This window comes from Streptomyces sp. NPDC058697 (assembly GCF_042715345.1).
Classification (GTDB): Bacteria; Actinomycetota; Actinomycetes; order Streptomycetales; family Streptomycetaceae; genus Streptomyces; species Streptomyces liliifuscus.
Genome location: NZ_JBHXSU010000048.1, coordinates 30,132 through 45,279 on the forward strand (window position 1 = coordinate 30,132; position 15,148 = coordinate 45,279).

The 15,148-nt window shown below is 69.0% G+C and carries 14 protein-coding genes; 9 read left to right on the plus strand and 5 right to left on the minus strand.

Annotated elements, in window-relative coordinates:
• Nucleotides 1–123: 123 nt before the first annotated feature.
• Entirely contained in the window at nucleotides 124–1,341 is a 1,218-nt protein-coding gene (locus ACFWXQ_RS46630; protein WP_383952659.1) for a pyridoxal phosphate-dependent aminotransferase, read from the minus strand.
• Between the two features lie 187 nt (nucleotides 1,342–1,528).
• On the opposite strand from ACFWXQ_RS46630, the gene ACFWXQ_RS46635 reads away from it, so the two are divergent.
• Both ACFWXQ_RS46635 and ACFWXQ_RS46640 read left to right on the plus strand, forming a co-directional pair.
• Nucleotides 1,529–1,786: a hypothetical protein gene (locus ACFWXQ_RS46635; RefSeq protein ID WP_383952661.1), complete on the plus strand. Its 258-nt coding sequence runs from the start codon at nucleotides 1,529–1,531 to the stop codon at nucleotides 1,784–1,786.
• Nucleotides 1,787–2,306: 520 nt separating this feature from the next.
• The gene (locus ACFWXQ_RS46640) at nucleotides 2,307–2,825 is read left to right on the plus strand and encodes a DUF2617 family protein (protein ID WP_189843293.1); all 519 of its coding nucleotides are present in this window, start codon (nucleotides 2,307–2,309) and stop codon (nucleotides 2,823–2,825) included.
• Nucleotides 2,826–3,031: 206 nt separating this feature from the next.
• On the opposite strand, the gene clpB is transcribed toward ACFWXQ_RS46640, so the two are convergent.
• Nucleotides 3,032–5,638 (minus strand): ATP-dependent chaperone ClpB, encoded by a 2,607-nt coding sequence (gene clpB, locus ACFWXQ_RS46645; RefSeq protein WP_383953843.1) that lies wholly within the window; start codon nucleotides 5,636–5,638, stop codon nucleotides 3,032–3,034.
• A gap of 113 nt (nucleotides 5,639–5,751) precedes the next feature.
• On the opposite strand from clpB, the gene ACFWXQ_RS46650 reads away from it, so the two are divergent.
• Complete coding sequence (locus tag ACFWXQ_RS46650; RefSeq protein WP_383953839.1) at nucleotides 5,752–6,165, plus strand: pyridoxamine 5'-phosphate oxidase family protein; 414 nt, start codon at nucleotides 5,752–5,754, stop codon at nucleotides 6,163–6,165.
• Nucleotides 6,166–6,355: 190 nt separating this feature from the next.
• Here ACFWXQ_RS46650 and ACFWXQ_RS46655 read toward each other — a convergent pair whose 3' ends face one another.
• Nucleotides 6,356–6,691 (minus strand): hypothetical protein, encoded by a 336-nt coding sequence (locus tag ACFWXQ_RS46655; protein WP_383953837.1) that lies wholly within the window; start codon nucleotides 6,689–6,691, stop codon nucleotides 6,356–6,358.
• A 343-nt stretch (nucleotides 6,692–7,034) separates the two neighbouring features.
• Between ACFWXQ_RS46655 and ACFWXQ_RS46660 the strand changes: the two genes are divergently transcribed.
• Both ACFWXQ_RS46660 and ACFWXQ_RS46665 read left to right on the plus strand, forming a co-directional pair.
• Nucleotides 7,035–8,045 carry a helix-turn-helix transcriptional regulator gene (locus ACFWXQ_RS46660; protein ID WP_383953835.1) on the plus strand — a complete coding sequence of 337 codons (1,011 nt, stop codon included), beginning with the start codon at nucleotides 7,035–7,037 and terminating at the stop codon, nucleotides 8,043–8,045.
• A complete protein-coding gene (locus ACFWXQ_RS46665; protein ID WP_383953833.1) occupies nucleotides 8,046–9,041 on the plus strand; it encodes a helix-turn-helix transcriptional regulator in 996 nt (331 codons plus the stop codon).
• Here ACFWXQ_RS46665 and ACFWXQ_RS46670 read toward each other — a convergent pair.
• A complete protein-coding gene (locus tag ACFWXQ_RS46670) occupies nucleotides 8,995–10,038 on the minus strand; it encodes a LuxR C-terminal-related transcriptional regulator (protein ID WP_383953831.1) in 1,044 nt (347 codons plus the stop codon). The genes ACFWXQ_RS46665 and ACFWXQ_RS46670 overlap by 47 nt on opposite strands.
• A gap of 489 nt (nucleotides 10,039–10,527) precedes the next feature.
• On the opposite strand from ACFWXQ_RS46670, the gene ACFWXQ_RS46675 reads away from it, so the two are divergent.
• Nucleotides 10,528–10,779 (plus strand): hypothetical protein, encoded by a 252-nt coding sequence (locus ACFWXQ_RS46675; RefSeq protein ID WP_386270368.1) that lies wholly within the window; start codon nucleotides 10,528–10,530, stop codon nucleotides 10,777–10,779.
• Entirely contained in the window at nucleotides 10,676–11,188 is a 513-nt protein-coding gene (locus ACFWXQ_RS46680) for a circularly permuted type 2 ATP-grasp protein (protein ID WP_383953827.1), read from the plus strand. The genes ACFWXQ_RS46675 and ACFWXQ_RS46680 overlap by 104 nt, the downstream gene beginning before the upstream one ends.
• Here the strand turns inward: ACFWXQ_RS46680 and ACFWXQ_RS46685 are convergent.
• Nucleotides 11,106–12,170: a sugar ABC transporter substrate-binding protein gene (locus ACFWXQ_RS46685; RefSeq protein ID WP_383953841.1), complete on the minus strand. Its 1,065-nt coding sequence runs from the start codon at nucleotides 12,168–12,170 to the stop codon at nucleotides 11,106–11,108. The genes ACFWXQ_RS46680 and ACFWXQ_RS46685 overlap by 83 nt on opposite strands.
• Nucleotides 12,171–12,588: 418 nt before the next feature.
• Between ACFWXQ_RS46685 and ACFWXQ_RS46690 the strand changes: the two genes are divergently transcribed.
• Both ACFWXQ_RS46690 and ACFWXQ_RS46695 read left to right on the plus strand, forming a co-directional pair.
• Entirely contained in the window at nucleotides 12,589–13,074 is a 486-nt protein-coding gene (locus tag ACFWXQ_RS46690; RefSeq protein ID WP_383953825.1) for a hypothetical protein, read from the plus strand.
• 417 nt (nucleotides 13,075–13,491) lie between these two features.
• Nucleotides 13,492–15,039 (plus strand): MFS transporter, encoded by a 1,548-nt coding sequence (locus ACFWXQ_RS46695; protein WP_383953823.1) that lies wholly within the window; start codon nucleotides 13,492–13,494, stop codon nucleotides 15,037–15,039.
• Nucleotides 15,040–15,148: the final 109 nt, after the last annotated feature.

Here is a 15,148-nt window from a genome sequence, read left to right on the forward strand (position 1 = left end):
TTCGTATCATTTGCGAGCAACGCGCGGCTGGGCGAGCGCGAATTCCCCCGCTTCTCCGTCGTTCCGGGCGCGTCACCGTGACAGCGCCCGGGCCCCGCTGCGACAGCGCCGGGTGCCGATGCCTCAGCCGGCGAACGTCTTGAGGCGCTTCACCGCCTCCTCCAGGACCGACGTCTGCTTGCAGAAGGCGAAGCGGACGAAGGGTGCCCCGGCCTCGCGGTGGTCGTAGAAGACGGCGTTCGGGATGGCGACCACGCCCGCGCGTTCGGGCAGCGCGCGGCAGAACGCGAACCCGTCGCTCTCGCCGAGCGGCCGGATGTCGGTGGTGATGAAGTACGTTCCGGCCGGCCTGAACACCGTGAAGCCCGCCTCCGCCAGCCCCGCGCCGAGCAGGTCCCGCTTGGCCCGCATGTCCGCACCGAATGCCTCGAAGTACGTGTCGGGCAGCGCCAGCGCCTCGGCGACCGCGTACTGGAAGGGCCCCGAGGCCACGTACGTCAGGAACTGCTTGGCCGAGCGCACCGCCGCCACCAGTTCGGGCGCGGCCGTCACCCAGCCGACCTTCCAGCCGGTGAACGAGAAGCTCTTGCCCGCGCTCCCGATGGTGACCGTGCGCCCGCGCATGCCGGGCAGTGTCGCGAGCGGGATGTGCTCGGCCTCGTCGAAGACCAGGTGCTCGTACACCTCGTCGGTGACGACCAGCAGGTCCCGCTCGACGGCCAGCTCGGCGATCGCGGTGAGCTCCTCGCGGGTGAGGACCGTACCGGTCGGGTTGTGCGGGGTGTTGATCAGCAGCAGCCGGGTGTTGTCGGTGACCGCGTCGCGCAGCTCGTCCAGGTCCAGACGGAAGCGCCGGCGTACGACCCCGTCGTGGACGTCCTCGTGCGGGCGCAGGGTGACCGGTACGCGCGTACCGCCCGCCATCGCGATACAGGCGGCGTACGAGTCGTAGTACGGCTCCAGGGCGATCACCTCGTCGCCCGGTTCGACGAGGGCCAGCAGGGCCGCGGCGATGGCCTCCGTGGCGCCCGCCGTGACCAGGACCTCGGTGTCCGGGTCGAAGGTGAGGCCGTAGCGGCGCTCCTGGTGGGCGGTGATCGCGGTGCGCAGCTCGGGCACGCCGGGGCCCGGCGGGTACTGGTTGCCGCGGCCGTCGCGCAGCGCCCGCACCGCCGCCTCGCGGATCTCCTCGGGGCCGTCGGTGTCGGGGAAGCCCTGGCCGAGGTTGATCGAGCCGGTACTCAGGGCCAGGGCCGACATCTCGGCGAAGATCGTCGTGCCGAACTCTGCGAGGCGGCGGTTGAGAAGCGGGCGGCGTGCGCTGGAGGTCATGACCGCCATCCTGCGCTCAACCTCTGGAGTTGCTCAACTCTGCTTTGGTCCGCGAGACGCGGGGGCATCCCCCTTTCACACAAGAAGCACACACGGGAAAGCAGCAAGAGGAACAGGCAGAAACGCAGACAAAAGTACTGGCTAGAAGCAGAGCCCACGGGGGGCCGCTTCGGGGGAACGGAAGGAGGGTGGCGCCATGATCGTAGGCATCATCCTGGCGGTGTTCGTCGTACTGGTCGTCATCGGAGTCGTGTCCGTCGCGACGAGCGGCAGCAGGCGGCGTTCGCGCCGGTCCAGGCACAGCTGGTGGGCCGGCGGCTCGGGTTCGGGTTCGGGCGCGGGCGGCGGCTGTTCGACGGGGAGTTCTTCCTGCAGTGGCGGCTCGTCCTGCGGAGGCGGGTCGTCGTCCTGCGGGGGCGGGGGCGGTGGGGGCGGATGCGGCGGAGGCAGCTGACACGGGGCAGCCGAGCTCCGGACGGGGAACCGCGTCCGGACCGTCCGGCACCACGAGCGCCCGTCGGGAGTCGTCTCCCGGCGGGCGCTTCGCCGCGTGCCGGGATTCGCCGCCCGCGGGGGCGCTTCGCCGTGTGCCGGGATTCCTCTGCCTGGCGGGGCGCTTCGGCGTGCGAGGAGAGCCGAGCGGGTGTCGAGGAGTGTTGAGGGACGTTGAGGGGCGTTGAGAGAGCGGGGGGCGTGAAGGCGCACGTGTGAGCCAATGGCGCACTTCTTGGCTGAACAGTTGAGCTGAGGAGCCCTCGGGGGGATGGAAACCCTACGAAGTTGGGTAAAAACGCTGTGGCGGACGCGCCGTTCATGATTCCCTCGTAATCGCCGACGCAGACCCCGGAACATCCTTCTGACCTGGCCGCCCGGGCCCAATTCCCGCCCGGCGCCGACCGGGGTGCGACGGACCGACTCACCGTCACCCTTCACAGACACCAACCCCACCCTTTTGCGTGCAGCGGAGCCGACCCATGCTCACGACCCTCAACACCGCCTACACCGACACGCGTGCGGCCGATCTCGCCTGGGCCCTCGGTCGCGAACCGCTGCCCGCGCTCGCCACGCTCGATCTCGAACTCTCGGGTTCGAAGCTCCAGTTGAGACTGCTCGGGGCGTCCCACCAGGTGCTATTGGAGGAGGAGCGGGGCAGTTGTTCGGAGACGGTCGCCTGCATTCCGGGCAGCAGCACGCCGTTGCCGCTCGGCGTCGCCAAGCGGGTGGGCGACTGGGAGTACGAGTTCGCCGCGCGGGTGGAGACGTTGTCGCGGGGCTCGTTCGCGGGGCGCGCGCAGGAGTTGCTCGCGCTGGTGGCCGACCATCCGAACGGTCTGGCGGGGGTCTTCCCCGGCAGCCCGCACGCCTTCACGGCGATGCTCGCCCAGCGGCACGAGGGGCAAGTGCACTGGCGCACGTGGCATGCGTATCCGCAGGACGGGCAGCTGGTGGCCACCCGCACGCGGGTTGGCGTACGGGTGGCTGCGCCGGCGTGACGTGAGGGGTGGGTGGGGTTCGGTTGTGCGGGTGCGGGCCCGGTGGGGGCTTGTCGCGCAGTTCCCCGCGCCCCTGAAGACGAAAGGCAGGGGCTGCGCCCCCGCGCTTTCGTCTTCAGGGGGCGGTAGCCCTTGCTGTTAAGGGGCGCGGGGAACTGCGCGATCAGCCCCCACCGGGCCGCAGACGAAACCAGGCCGCAACCCCCCTACAGCTCCTTGCCGGAGGCAGCCGGCGTCGGGCCGACGATCAGGCCGTCACCGAACGCGTCGACGCGAACCGTGTCGCCGTCGTTGACCTCGCCGGAGAGGATCTCCTTGGCGAGCCGGTCACCGATGGCGGTCTGGACGAGCCGCCGCAACGGCCGCGCCCCGTACGCCGGGTCGTTGCCCTCGTCGGCGAGCCAGGCCAGCGCCGCGTCGGTGACCTCCAGGGTCAGCCGCCGCTCGGCCAGCCGCTTCGCGAGCCGGTCGACCTGGAGCCTGGCGATCCGCTCAAGCTCCGTCTTGTTCAGCGCGGAGAAGACCACCAGATCGTCGAGCCGGTTCAGGAACTCCGGCTTGAAGGAGGCCCGTACGACTTCGAGAACCTGCTGCTTCTTCTCCTCCTCGGACGTCAGCGGCTCGACCAGGTACTGACTGCCGAGGTTCGAGGTGAGGACCAGGATGGTGTTGCGGAAGTCGACCGTCCGCCCCTGGCCGTCCGTCAGGCGCCCGTCGTCCAGCACCTGGAGCAGGATGTCGAAGACCTCCGGGTGCGCCTTCTCCACCTCGTCGAGGAGCACCACGCTGTACGGGCGGCGGCGGACCGCCTCGGTCAGCTGGCCGCCCTCCTCGTAGCCGATGTAACCGGGCGGCGCGCCGACCAGCCGAGCCACGCTGTGCTTCTCGCCGTACTCCGACATGTCGATGCGGATCATGGCCCGCTCGTCGTCGAAGAGGAAGTCCGCGAGGGCCTTGGCGAGTTCGGTCTTGCCGACACCGGTGGGGCCGAGGAAGAGGAACGAGCCGGTCGGGCGGTCCGGGTCGGCGATGCCCGCGCGGGTGCGGCGTACGGCGTCCGAGACGGCCTGGACCGCCTCCGTCTGACCGATCAGCCTGCGGCCCAACTCCTCCTCCATGCGCAGGAGTTTCTGGGTCTCGCCCTCCAGGAGGCGTCCGGCGGGGATGCCGGTCCAGGCGCCGACCACGTCCGCGATGTCGTCCGGGCCGACCTCCTCCTTGACCATCGTGCCCTTCGCGGCCTCCTCCTCGGCCTCCGAGGCTTCCTCCAAGTCCCTTTCCAGGGTGGGGATCTCGCCGTACAGCAGCTTGGAGGCGGTGTCGAAGTCGCCGTCGCGCTGGGCCCGTTCGGCCTGGCCGCGCAGTTCGTCGAGCTTCTCCTTCAGCTCACCGACGCGGTTGAGGGACTGCTTCTCCTTCTCCCAGCGAGCGGTGAGGCCGCGCAGCTCCTCCTCCTTGTCGGCGAGGTCGCGGCGCAGCTTCTCAAGGCGCTGCTTGGAGGCGGGGTCGGTCTCCTTGTCGAGCGCGAGCTCCTCCATGCGCAACCGGTCGACGGCGCGCTGGAGTTCGTCGATCTCGACGGGGGAGGAGTCGATCTCCATGCGCAGCCGGGACGCGGACTCGTCGACGAGGTCGATGGCCTTGTCGGGCAGGAAGCGGGAGGTGATGTACCGGTCGGAGAGCGTGGCGGCGGCGACGAGCGCGCTGTCCGCGATCACGACCTTGTGGTGTGCCTCGTACCGTCCCTTGAGTCCGCGCAGGATCGCGATGGTGTCCTCGACGGTCGGCTCGGCGACCAGCACCTGCTGGAAGCGGCGCTCCAGGGCGGGGTCCTTCTCGATCCGCTCGCGATACTCGTCGAGGGTGGTCGCGCCGACCATACGCAGCTCGCCACGTGCCAGCATCGGCTTCAGCATGTTGCCGGCGTCCATGGAGGAGTCGCCGCCGGCGCCCGCGCCCACGACGGTGTGCAGCTCGTCGATGAACGTGATGATCTGGCCGTCGGAGTCCTTGATCTCGGCCAGGACGGTCTTCAGGCGCTCCTCGAACTCACCGCGGTACTTGGCGCCGGCCACCATCGCGCCCAGGTCGAGCGAGACGAGCCGCTTGTTCTTGAGCGACTCCGGGACGTCACCCTTCACGATCCGCTGGGCGAGCCCCTCGACGACGGCGGTCTTGCCGACGCCGGGCTCGCCGATGAGGACGGGGTTGTTCTTGGTGCGGCGGCTGAGCACCTGCACGACGCGGCGGATTTCCTGGTCCCGTCCGATGACGGGGTCGAGCTTGCCCTCACGCGCGGCCGCGGTGAAGTCCGTACCGAACTTTTCGAGTGCCTTGTACTGGCCCTCGGGATCCGGGGTGGTCACCCGGCGCCCTCCCCTGCTCTTCTGAAAGGCCTCAAGCAGCTTTTTCGCACTGGCCCCCTGCTGGGAGAGTACGTCCCCGCTCTGGCCGCCCTTCGCCGCGATCCCGATGAGCAGGTGCTCGGTGGAGAGGTATTCGTCGCCCAGTTCCTTGGCGCGCTCGGCGGCGTCGGCGATGACGGCGAGCAGCTCGCGGTTGGGCTGCGGCGGGGCGACGGTGGAGCCCGTCACGCTGGGCAACGCGCTCAGTACGCGCTCCGCGCCGGTGCGCACGCCGGCCTGGTCGGCCTCGACGGCGGCCAGCAGGTCGGTGATGTTCTCGTTCTCCTGCCCCTCAAGGAGCGCGAGGAGCAGATGTGCGGGGGTGAGATCGGCGTGACCCCCGGTCACGGCCCGGTTGCTGGCCGCGTTGATCGCGTCCCGGCTCCTGTTGGTCAGCTCGGCGTCCACGTGTCCGTTCTCCTCCTCGTGCTCCAGGTTGGCTGACCCAACCAACGTACACAAAGTTGAGTCTATTCCACTCAAGAAGATGCGGGCGAGGGGCAGCGGCTAAGTTCCGGTCCATGGCCTCGTACCCCGTGAACCCGCGCGATCCCGACGACTCGTACCTCGGTTTCTGGCGGGAACGTCACCTGTGCACCCTGACCACCCTCCGTCCCGACGGCACGCCGCATGTGGTGCCCGTCGGGGTTACATACGATCCGGAGGCCGGTCTCGCTCGGGTGATCGCGAACAAGTCCAGCACGAAGGTGCGGAACGTGCAGGCCGGCGGGCCCGACGGCATCCCCGTCGCGGTCTGCCAGGTGGACGGACGGCGGTGGGCGACGCTGGAGGGGCGCGCGACGGTTTCCATGGACCCCGAGCGGGTCGCGGAGGCGGAACGCCGGTACGCCGAGCGCTACGGCCGGACCCCGTCCCCCAACCCATCCAGGGCGGTCGTCGAGATCACCCTGACGTCGGCGCTGGGGCACGGCTGACGGGAAACCGGTGCGAGGTGCGCGCACAGCGGGACACCAGTCGCGTACCAGGCTGGTTTCAGCCCTTGTGGAAACCGGTCGATGACCTGAAATATGCCTGGAAACTGCAGCGGCGTCACCGTGTTCAGGTCACGGTGACGCCGCTGCGGGGGGAAGCGCCTGAGCGATTTACAACGACGGGGGAATCGCGTCAGGCACTGCGGGGGGTGGCTGAGATGGCTCGTACGTCCGGGGCTTCCGGCTCGACCAGCCGGTGGTCGCGCTGGTCGAGGTTCACAAAGATCATTCCGTACCGAATGGCGCACCGTACCGGCTGCGGCGCCCCCCGAGGCCGTCGCAGACACCGGTACGCCCGTACTTCGTCGTCCTCGTCCCGGGTCACCACGACCGGCTCCCCGAACACCGTCACCATCAATGAGTCACCGCTGTGGGGGACAGCGGTGGCCAGATCGATGAAGTGCCAGCCGGAGCGGTACGCGGTGGCCATTTCTCGGCGGAAGGAACGGTCGTCGGGAGGGGTGGTCATGCTTCTGCGTCCGCGGGGCTGCTCGTCCAACCGCTGTCCGGCGGAACCTCCGCCGCCCCGGCCAGTACCTTGGTCCAGCCACTGTCCGCCGGCGCCGCCTCAGCATCGGTCCAACCGCTGTCCGGTGGGACCGACTGCTCGGCGTGCACAACGTCGAGGCCCGAGCCCCCCGACGTGCCGAAGGCCACAGCGACAGAGAAGACTGCGGCAAGCACTGAACCAAGCAATCTCGCTCGCATAGTCGGCTTCGTCCTCACTTGATGGAATCTTCTCCCCCGTCGTCACAAGACGATGGCTCATTCAGGCACGTCAATGCCACAGGAGCGATGCATCATGTTCCTGCATGTTCAGGACCCTGGGGGGTGGAGATTTGCCTACAAATAACTCACAACCGACACATCCCCATGCTGTCACGACGTTGTGTGACGAAGGAGCGCGCCTTTACGCCAGCGCATTGCACTCCGGGCGCATCACCCGGGTCGAGGTGGAGGCGGCTCCCTGTCTCCTGGAGTTCGCACTGCTCCACCCCGATCCGGACGACGAGAAGTGGCTGCGCCCAGTTCCCCCGTCCGTCGCGCTCGCACAACGTCTTCACCCCCTGGAACGCGAGATCCAGGAGCGGCGGCGGCAGGCGATCGAGCTGACCGATTCCTTCGATCCGTTCATCGCGATCAGCACGCAGGGGCAGACGAGCATCCACGCGATCACCGTCCTGGAGGGATTCGACCGGATCAACGCCGCACTCAATTCGGCTACCGCCGAGTGCAACACGGAGATGCTGACGATCCAGCCCGGCGGCGGTCGCCCCGCGGACGCTCTCATGCAGGCCCTGGAGCGGGACCGGCCCCTCACGGACCGCGGGGTCAGTATCCGCACGCTGTACCAGCACACGGCGAGGCACAGCCAGGGAACACTCGCCTACGTGGAGCGAATATCCGGCGGCAGGATCCAGGTCCGCACGCTGGAAGAGCTCATAGAGCGCCTGATCATCTTCGACCGGACCGTCGCCTTCATCCCCGCCAGCGACGACCGGCGGGTCGCTCTCGAACTCCGGCACCCCGGACTCGTCATGTACCTCAGCAAGGTCTTCGAACAGCTCTGGCAGCGCGCGGTCCCGCTGACCGAGGACGTCCCGAACGACGTCGACCCCAATGGCATCACCCCTGTCCAGCGCTCCATCGCCAAACTCCTCATCGAGGGGTACGTCGACGAGGCCATAGCACGCCGTCTGGGTATGAACGTCCGCACCTGCCGCGCCCACATAGCGAAGCTGGCCTCCGCCCTCGGCAGCGGCAGCCGGGCCCAACTCGGTTTCCTCATAGCGCAGTCAGGGCTCCTGGAGCAGGATCACTGAATGTCCACCGACGAGATTCCCGAGCATCGGACGCACCAGGTCGAGGAGCTGTGCGAGGCGGGGTCGCTGCTGTACGGCCGCGCGCTGAGCGAGGGACGTGTACGGCAGCAGGACGCCCTGAAGTCACCTTGTCTGATCGACTTCGGCCTCCTGCAGCCCGACCCGGAGGACGTTCGATGGCTGAGACCCACCGCGCCCGCCGTCGCCCTCCCGAGGCTGCTCCGCACCTTTGACGAGGAAGTCGTGCGGCAGCGCCGCCGGGCGGCGAGGCTGGCCGAGACGTTCGAGCCTCTTCTGAACCTGAACGCCCATGGCGCGCATTCCTCCGGCTCCGCCCTGGTCACCGCGCTTCAGGGACTCCCTCGGATCAACGCCGCCGTCAACCGGGCGGTGGCCGAGTCGTCGCAGGAAATGCTGACCATCCAGCCCGGCGGAAACCGGCCGCCCGAAATCCTGGCCGACGCGCTGCCGCGGGAGCGAGCGCTGCTCTCCCGGGGAGCCCGGATGCGCACGCTCTACCAGCACACCTCGCGCTACTCGTCCGCGGTCGTGGCTCATTTCGAGCAGCTCGACGGCGATGTCGAGGTCCGCACCCTGGACGAGGTCACCGAGCGTCTCTTCGTCATGGACCGGACCGTCGCCTTCATCCCCGCGGCCAAGGACCGCAGCATCGCCCTGGAGATCCGGCATCCAGCCCTCGTCACCCACCTCGCCACCACCTTCGACCGCCTCTGGCGCCTCGCCACGCCGATGTATCCCCAGGCCGCCCAACAGCCCTCGGTGAACGGCGTCACCACCCGTCAGCTCGCCATCGCCGGCCTTCTCGTCGAGGGGCACACGGACACGGTCATCGCCGAGCGCCTCGGCATGAACGTCCGTACCGCCCGCGTCCATATCGCCAAACTCGCCGCCACCCTCGGCAGCGAAAGCCGCGCCCAACTCGGCTACCTCATCGGTCGGTCGGGGATTCTGGAATCCCGGGACCGGGAGCCGTGAGGGGCTGGAGTTCCGGGGAGCGGGGTGGGCCGTCCAGGCCGGCCTGGGCTATGCGGACGCCGAGTTGGGTGCGGCTGGCGGCGCCCAGGGTTTCCGAGAGGCGGGCGATGTGGGCGCGGCAGGTGCGGACGCTGATGCCGAGGCGTTCGGCGACGACCGCATCTTGGTGGCCCTCCGCCAGCAGCGCCGCGATGGAGCGCTCGCGGTGCGTGATGCCCTCGATGCCCGTGTCCGGGAGCGGCGCCGTGAGGGGGATCGCCAGGCGCCAGAGCCGTTCGAAGACGGTGACCAGGTAGTCCACCAGCGCCGGATGCCGCAGTTCGAGGGCGATCGTGCGGTCCGAGCTGGCGGGGATGAAGGCGACCGTGCGGTCGAAGACGATGAGCCGCTCGGTGACCTCGTCCAGGGTGCGGGCCTCGGCCGCGTCGCCCATCAGCTCCATGTAGTTCAGCAGGCCCTGCCCGTGCCGGGCCACATGCGTGTACAGGTCCCGCATGCGCACACCCCGGCGGCGCAGCGCCATCGCCCGGTGCAGGCCCTCGGAGAGCTCGTCCTCGCGGCGGATGCCGCCCGGCTGGACAGCCAGCACCTCGGACGCGCACGCCTCGGTCGCCTCGTCCATCGCGGCCCGGATCCGGGGCAGTCCGTCGAGCACCCGGATCGCCACGCCCTCGGCGCGCGAGTGGGCGTTGCCGCCCAGGGCCGCGTACCACTCGAAGGCGGACACCGCCGATCCCATGCGCGACTGCGTCGCGACGACGTGCTCGTGCATCTCCCGCAGCAGCCGTGTCATGACCTCCTGCGGAGAGGTCGGCACCAGCCAGCCCATGTCGTCGGGGTCGGGATGCAGCAGCGCCAGCTCGACCAGACAGGGCACGGTCCCCGCGTCCTCGCGGGACACCCGGCCGCGTCGTACCGCCCGGGAGTACACCCGGTCCCCTGCCTCGCACAGGCGGTCAGCACCGTGCGGATGCGCTTCCTTCCCGTGCCCGGCCATCTCCTCAACCCCCGGTTCAAGCCTCTTCCGGAGCGCAACTATGCGCGGCTGCCACCGCCTCCGCAACACGGCTTCGCCGCGTCCCCGCCCCCTATCGACCTAGTGAATACCGATTTATCCCCACCACAGCATGGCTCGTTGCAACAAGCTGATGCCGGTCGCGAATCGGACGGCGGGGCGCATGTGCGACGCATGAGGACGGTGAGCAAACGCGCGGCCCGCGTGAGCCGCCGGCAATCACCGAGTGGTCGTCGCGTTGCGTAACGCGTGGGACGAGATGTTTGAGCGGCCGGATGAGCCTTGAAGAGGGACCGCATATGAGCCGGCGCCCAACGGCTCATGGCCACCGCACCGATGGAACCGGCCGAACTTCCGTTCAGGGCCGATCAGATGGCCCGGTCGTCCACGAACCGCCGTGACGTACGCCTTCGCTGGCGAGGAGCGTCCCTGGCCGCCGGACCTCGTGCCGCGTGTGCTGGACGCGCTGGAATGGGAGGGCCCTTGAGGCCTATCTTGAACTCCGCCCAGGCCGGGAACGTCACACTCGCGAACACTGCGGGCAACGGCGTGACGGACGGCAAGCTGCTCTACACGTACGTTCCCGATCTCATCCGGTTACCACCTGTCCGAGGAACCGGTGCTCTCCTATGTAGAGTCGCTCCGCCCCGACGAGCCAGGACAGTTGGAGGCGGCCCTCGACCAGCTCGACCAGCTCGACCAGCTCGTCGTGAAGCCAGTTGACGGGCCGGGCCTAGTAATCGGACCGCACGCGGACCAACAGACGCTCGATCGCGTACGCAAAGAAGTCGTCGTCGATCCTCGCGGGTGGATCGCCCAGCGGCCGGTGGCCCTGTTCCAGCCAGGTCGGCGGCTCCAAGGACACCTGGGTGCTCGGCCCCAGCGGCTCAAGCAGCTCGCCGGCCAGAGCCACGCCTGGATCGAGTACTGGGCCGGGGCCGCGACCAAGAGATCCAGGAGATCCAGGAGTTTTCCACAGATGTGGGAAAGTTCCTGGACCGTCCCGGTTACGCGCGTCGACTCGGGGCAGGACGGGATCCGACGAGGTGTTACTCGATGCCCAGGGAGTCGCAGGCCGCCTTGTACTTGGCCGTGCAGATCTGGTCGGCCGTGTAGATGCCGTCCTGGATGACCGTCGACTTGATGGTGTCCCTGGTCAGCTTGGAGACCTGGAGGAGGTTGGCCGGGATGTTCTTCTTCGTGGGGCTGTTGGCCTTGTCCGGGGTCAGGGAGTCGAACTCGATGCCGAACCCGCGGACGACGGCCACGGCCATCTCGGCGGCGGTCTCGGCCTCCTGCGGGTACGGCTTGTAGACGCTCATGAACTGGTCGCCGATGACCACGCGCTGCACCGCGTCCAGCTCCGCGTCCTGGCCGGTGATCGGCGGCAGGTCGGTGACCCCGGCCGCCTTCAGCGCCGAGATGATGCCGCCGGCCATGCCGTCGTTGGCGGAGTACACCCCGGCGATGTTGTCGGCGCCGATGGCGGAGATCGCCGCCATCATGTTGGCCCGGGCGTTGGCCGGCTTCCAGTCCTTGGTGTCGTACGACTTGGCGATGGTCACCTTGCCGGTGAGCTCGGTGAGGGCGCCGGCCTTGAACTGGGCGGCGTTCGGGTCCGTCACCGCGCCGTTCATCATGACGATCTTCTGTGACTTGCCGCCGTCGAGGTCGTCGACGAGGGCCCGGCCCTGCACCTGGCCGACCGCCTCGTTGTCGAACGAGACGTACGCGTCGATCGGCCCCTCGGCCAGCCTGTCGTACGCGATGACGGGAATCCCCGCCTCCTTGGCCTGCCTCACCCCGGAGGCGATGGCCTTGGAGTCCACCGCGTCCACGAGGAGTACGTCGACCTTGTCCTCCACCATCCGCGCGAGCTGCTTGTTCTGCTCGGCCGCGTCCTGCTCGGCGTTCTCGTAGACGACCTTCCCCTTGCCGTTGGTCAGCGTGGAGACCTTGTCCTTGATGATCGGGTAGTCGAACTTCTCGTAGCGCGAGTTCGACTTCTCCGGCAGCAGCAGCCCCACCGTGATGTCGTCGCCCTTGGTCGGGCTCGCTTCGCCGCCGTCACTGCTCCCGTCCAGTGCTCCGCATGCGGCGAGCATGAGGGTCATCGTGGAAGCCGAGACGGCTACGGCGGTACGACGTATGGCGCTGTTCACTTTCGGGTGCCTTCCGGACGAGGGCGCAACCGTGCGGGCCCAGGTGACCAAAGCCAACGTCGGGGTTCCCGGTGCGTCAAGGAGTAGCTGCTAACGAGATCGCAACAGAAGTCTGTGGAGAGACCGGGGTGATGTGGGGGAAATCCGTCGGGCAGGCGTACACCCGCTCGTCGGACGAGGGGGTCGAGGGTGGTGCGGACCTGGGCGGAAGCGGCCAGAACACCACGTCCGGGTCAGTGCGGGCACCTGTTCGGCCGCGTACGGATTGCGGTGGCGCGGCTCTCGGAAGTTGCTGGGAGGAGGTGCCGGGAGCAGTTGCCAGAACCAGGCAGCTCGTCCCGCTCGTGTCCACACCCACTCTGGAGTCCCCATGCGCACCCTCTCCCGATGCCTCATACCTCTTCTGGCGGCGGGCTGCCTGGCCGTGACCGCCGGTACGCCCGCGATGGCCGCGGCGGTCGACGCCGGTGCCGTGGCACCGGCCGCACCCCTGCCCGTACCCGAGCCCACTCCCGACCCGTGTGCCGCCGACTGGCCCTCGCTCGCCGGGCTCACCGATACCGGCACTCTGCGCGAGGCGATCGTCGCCTGCGTCGAGAGCTACACGGAACGTCCCCTCGACAGCTGGCTCCAGGCCCCGCCGAAACCGTCCGTGGAACAGATGGCACAGGCAGCGCAGGACGCACAGATGGCTCAGGTGGCGCCGTCGGAGACGAAGGAGCAGGGCGTCACCCCCGTGGAGGACTGGACCGGCGCCGACGCCGCCGACTGGGAGGACGACCTGGCCTGCGACCTCGCCGAGATCTTCGACGAGCCGACGGTGTGCAGCCCCGCCCCTGTCAACCCGGCCCCCTGACAACGGGGTTCACGGCAAGGGGGTTCACGGCAAAGGGGTTCGTGAATCGCGGAAGGGGTGGGCGGTGTTTCCCTCCGGAGAAACGCCCACCCCTTCCGGCCAGGGACGACACCGCGCTGAAGCCTGTCCGAATTTGACAGGACGGCTCGAAGTGTGGGCACTGACGGCGGAATTCAATTTCCCCGGTGCCCACAATTGTGATCGCCCGTCAAGGGGGAGAAGAACCACATTCTGAGAATGCGGATTCTCGCCCCTCCCGGCGGAAATCGACTGCTACGTTTGGGCTTCGTCCCGAGTCAGGCAGGCGTGCCGCAGACGGCAGCCCCGCTCGGATTGCATCGCGGGTGTTCTCGTTCACCGTCGACACGGCGCGCCCTTTTCGCTTCGGTTCTCAGCCCATCCCTTTGGAGTTCCTCCATGTCTGCGGACAGCACAGCTGTCACCACTCCCGCACGCCCGGAAACCGGCACCGGCACCGGCACCGGCACCGATGCCCCACCCCCGGGCCGCCACCTCGGCCTCGCCCTGGTCGTCATCGCGGCGGCCCAGCTGATGGTCGTACTCGACGCCACCATCACGAACATCGCCCTGCCCGCCATCCAGACCGACCTCGGCGTCTCCGACGCGAACCTCGCCTGGATCGTCAACTCGTACGCGCTGGCCTTCGGCGGACTGCTCCTGCTCGGCGGCAAGGCGGGCGACCTCTTCGGCCGCCGACGCATGTTCCAGGCGGGCGTCATCGTCTTCACCCTGGCCTCCCTGCTGGGCGGACTGGCCCCGAACGAGGGACTGTTGATCGGCGCCCGAATCCTGCAGGGCGTCGGCGCCGCGCTCGCCGCGCCCAGCGCGCTGGCCCTGATCACCACCACGTTCCCGGCGGGCAAGCCCCGCAACACCGCGATGGGCGTGTACGCGGCCATGGGCGGCGTCGGCGCCACCGTCGGTCTCCTGCTCGGCGGCACGCTCACCGACCTGCTGGACTGGCGCTGGGTGTTCTTCGTCAACATCCCCATCGGCCTGGCCGTCCTGGCCGGCACCCGCACGCTCGTCGAGGCCGAACGCCACCCCGGCCGCCTCGACGTGCCCGGCGCCGTCACCGGCACCGGTGGTCTGATCGCCCTCGTCTACGGCATCACCCGTGGCGGCGAGCACGGCTGGGCGAACGGGCCGACCCTCGCGTCCTTCGCCGCGGCCGTCGTCCTGCTGGCGGTCTTCCTCGTCCTGCAGGCCCGCAGCTCGCATCCGATGATGCCGCTGCGGCTGTTCCGCGACCGGAACCGCACCGGCTCGTACGCCACCATGCTGTTCATCGGTGCGGGCATGTTCGCCACGTTCTACTTCCTGACCCTCTACATGCAGCTCATCCTGGGCTACAGCCCCGTGAAGACCGGCTTCGCGTATCTGCCGTTCAGCTTCGGTATGGCCGCCGCGGCGGGGGTCAGTTCCAAGCTGGTCGCGCGCTTCGCCCCTCGGCTGATCGCCGGGCCGGGGCTGCTGGTCGCCGCGGTGGGCATGGGGTGGTTCGCGACGCTGGAGGCGGACTCTTCGTACGCGGCCCATCTCATGCCGGCGATGTTCGTCACCGCGCTCGGTCTTGGCCTGAGCTTCGTGCCGATGACGCTCGGGGCGGTGAGCGGGGTGGACCACCTGGACACCGGGGTCGCGTCCGCGCTGCTGAACACCGCGCAGCAGGTCGGTGGGGCGTTGGGGCTGGCTGTGCTGTCCACGATCTCCACGTCTGCTGCCGACGGGGAGCTGCCCGATGCGGCTGCGTCCCTCTATCGGGGGCTTGCCACGGGGGACTTCGGGCTTGTGGCCCGGGCCGGGGAGGCGCTGACGCACGGCTACGCGATGGCGTTCGTCGCCGCGGCGGCGATGTTCCTCGCGGGCCTCGTCGTGATGGCCTTCGCCGTCAACGCGGGCCGCCAGCACACCGGGGACACGACCCCGGCCCACATGGGCTGACCCAGAAGTCCCTCGCCCCCGCCGCCCCTACCCATTCCCGTCCCTGACTCAGGGGCTACGCCCCCGAACCCCCAAAAGACTGCGCAGTTCCCCGCGCCCCTTTAAGGGG

What these genes read in the sequence shown, in the direction of transcription:
- ACFWXQ_RS46630 (WP_383952659.1), bottom strand. Translation starts at nt 1,341, where the DNA reads ATGGCGGTCATGACCTCCAGCGCACGCCGCCCGCTTCTCAACCGCCGC.
- ACFWXQ_RS46635 (WP_383952661.1), top strand. Translation starts at nt 1,529, where the DNA reads ATGATCGTAGGCATCATCCTGGCGGTGTTCGTCGTACTGGTCGTCATC.
- ACFWXQ_RS46640 (WP_189843293.1), top strand. Translation starts at nt 2,307, where the DNA reads ATGCTCACGACCCTCAACACCGCCTACACCGACACGCGTGCGGCCGAT.
- ACFWXQ_RS46650 (WP_383953839.1), top strand. Translation starts at nt 5,752, where the DNA reads ATGGCCTCGTACCCCGTGAACCCGCGCGATCCCGACGACTCGTACCTC.
- ACFWXQ_RS46655 (WP_383953837.1), bottom strand. Translation starts at nt 6,691, where the DNA reads ATGACCACCCCTCCCGACGACCGTTCCTTCCGCCGAGAAATGGCCACC.
- ACFWXQ_RS46660 (WP_383953835.1), top strand. Translation starts at nt 7,035, where the DNA reads ATGTTCAGGACCCTGGGGGGTGGAGATTTGCCTACAAATAACTCACAA.
- ACFWXQ_RS46665 (WP_383953833.1), top strand. Translation starts at nt 8,046, where the DNA reads ATGTCCACCGACGAGATTCCCGAGCATCGGACGCACCAGGTCGAGGAG.
- ACFWXQ_RS46670 (WP_383953831.1), bottom strand. Translation starts at nt 10,038, where the DNA reads ATGGCCGGGCACGGGAAGGAAGCGCATCCGCACGGTGCTGACCGCCTG.
- ACFWXQ_RS46675 (WP_386270368.1), top strand. Translation starts at nt 10,528, where the DNA reads ATGGGAGGGCCCTTGAGGCCTATCTTGAACTCCGCCCAGGCCGGGAAC.
- ACFWXQ_RS46685 (WP_383953841.1), bottom strand. Translation starts at nt 12,170, where the DNA reads ATGACCCTCATGCTCGCCGCATGCGGAGCACTGGACGGGAGCAGTGAC.
- ACFWXQ_RS46690 (WP_383953825.1), top strand. Translation starts at nt 12,589, where the DNA reads ATGCGCACCCTCTCCCGATGCCTCATACCTCTTCTGGCGGCGGGCTGC.
- ACFWXQ_RS46695 (WP_383953823.1), top strand. Translation starts at nt 13,492, where the DNA reads ATGTCTGCGGACAGCACAGCTGTCACCACTCCCGCACGCCCGGAAACC.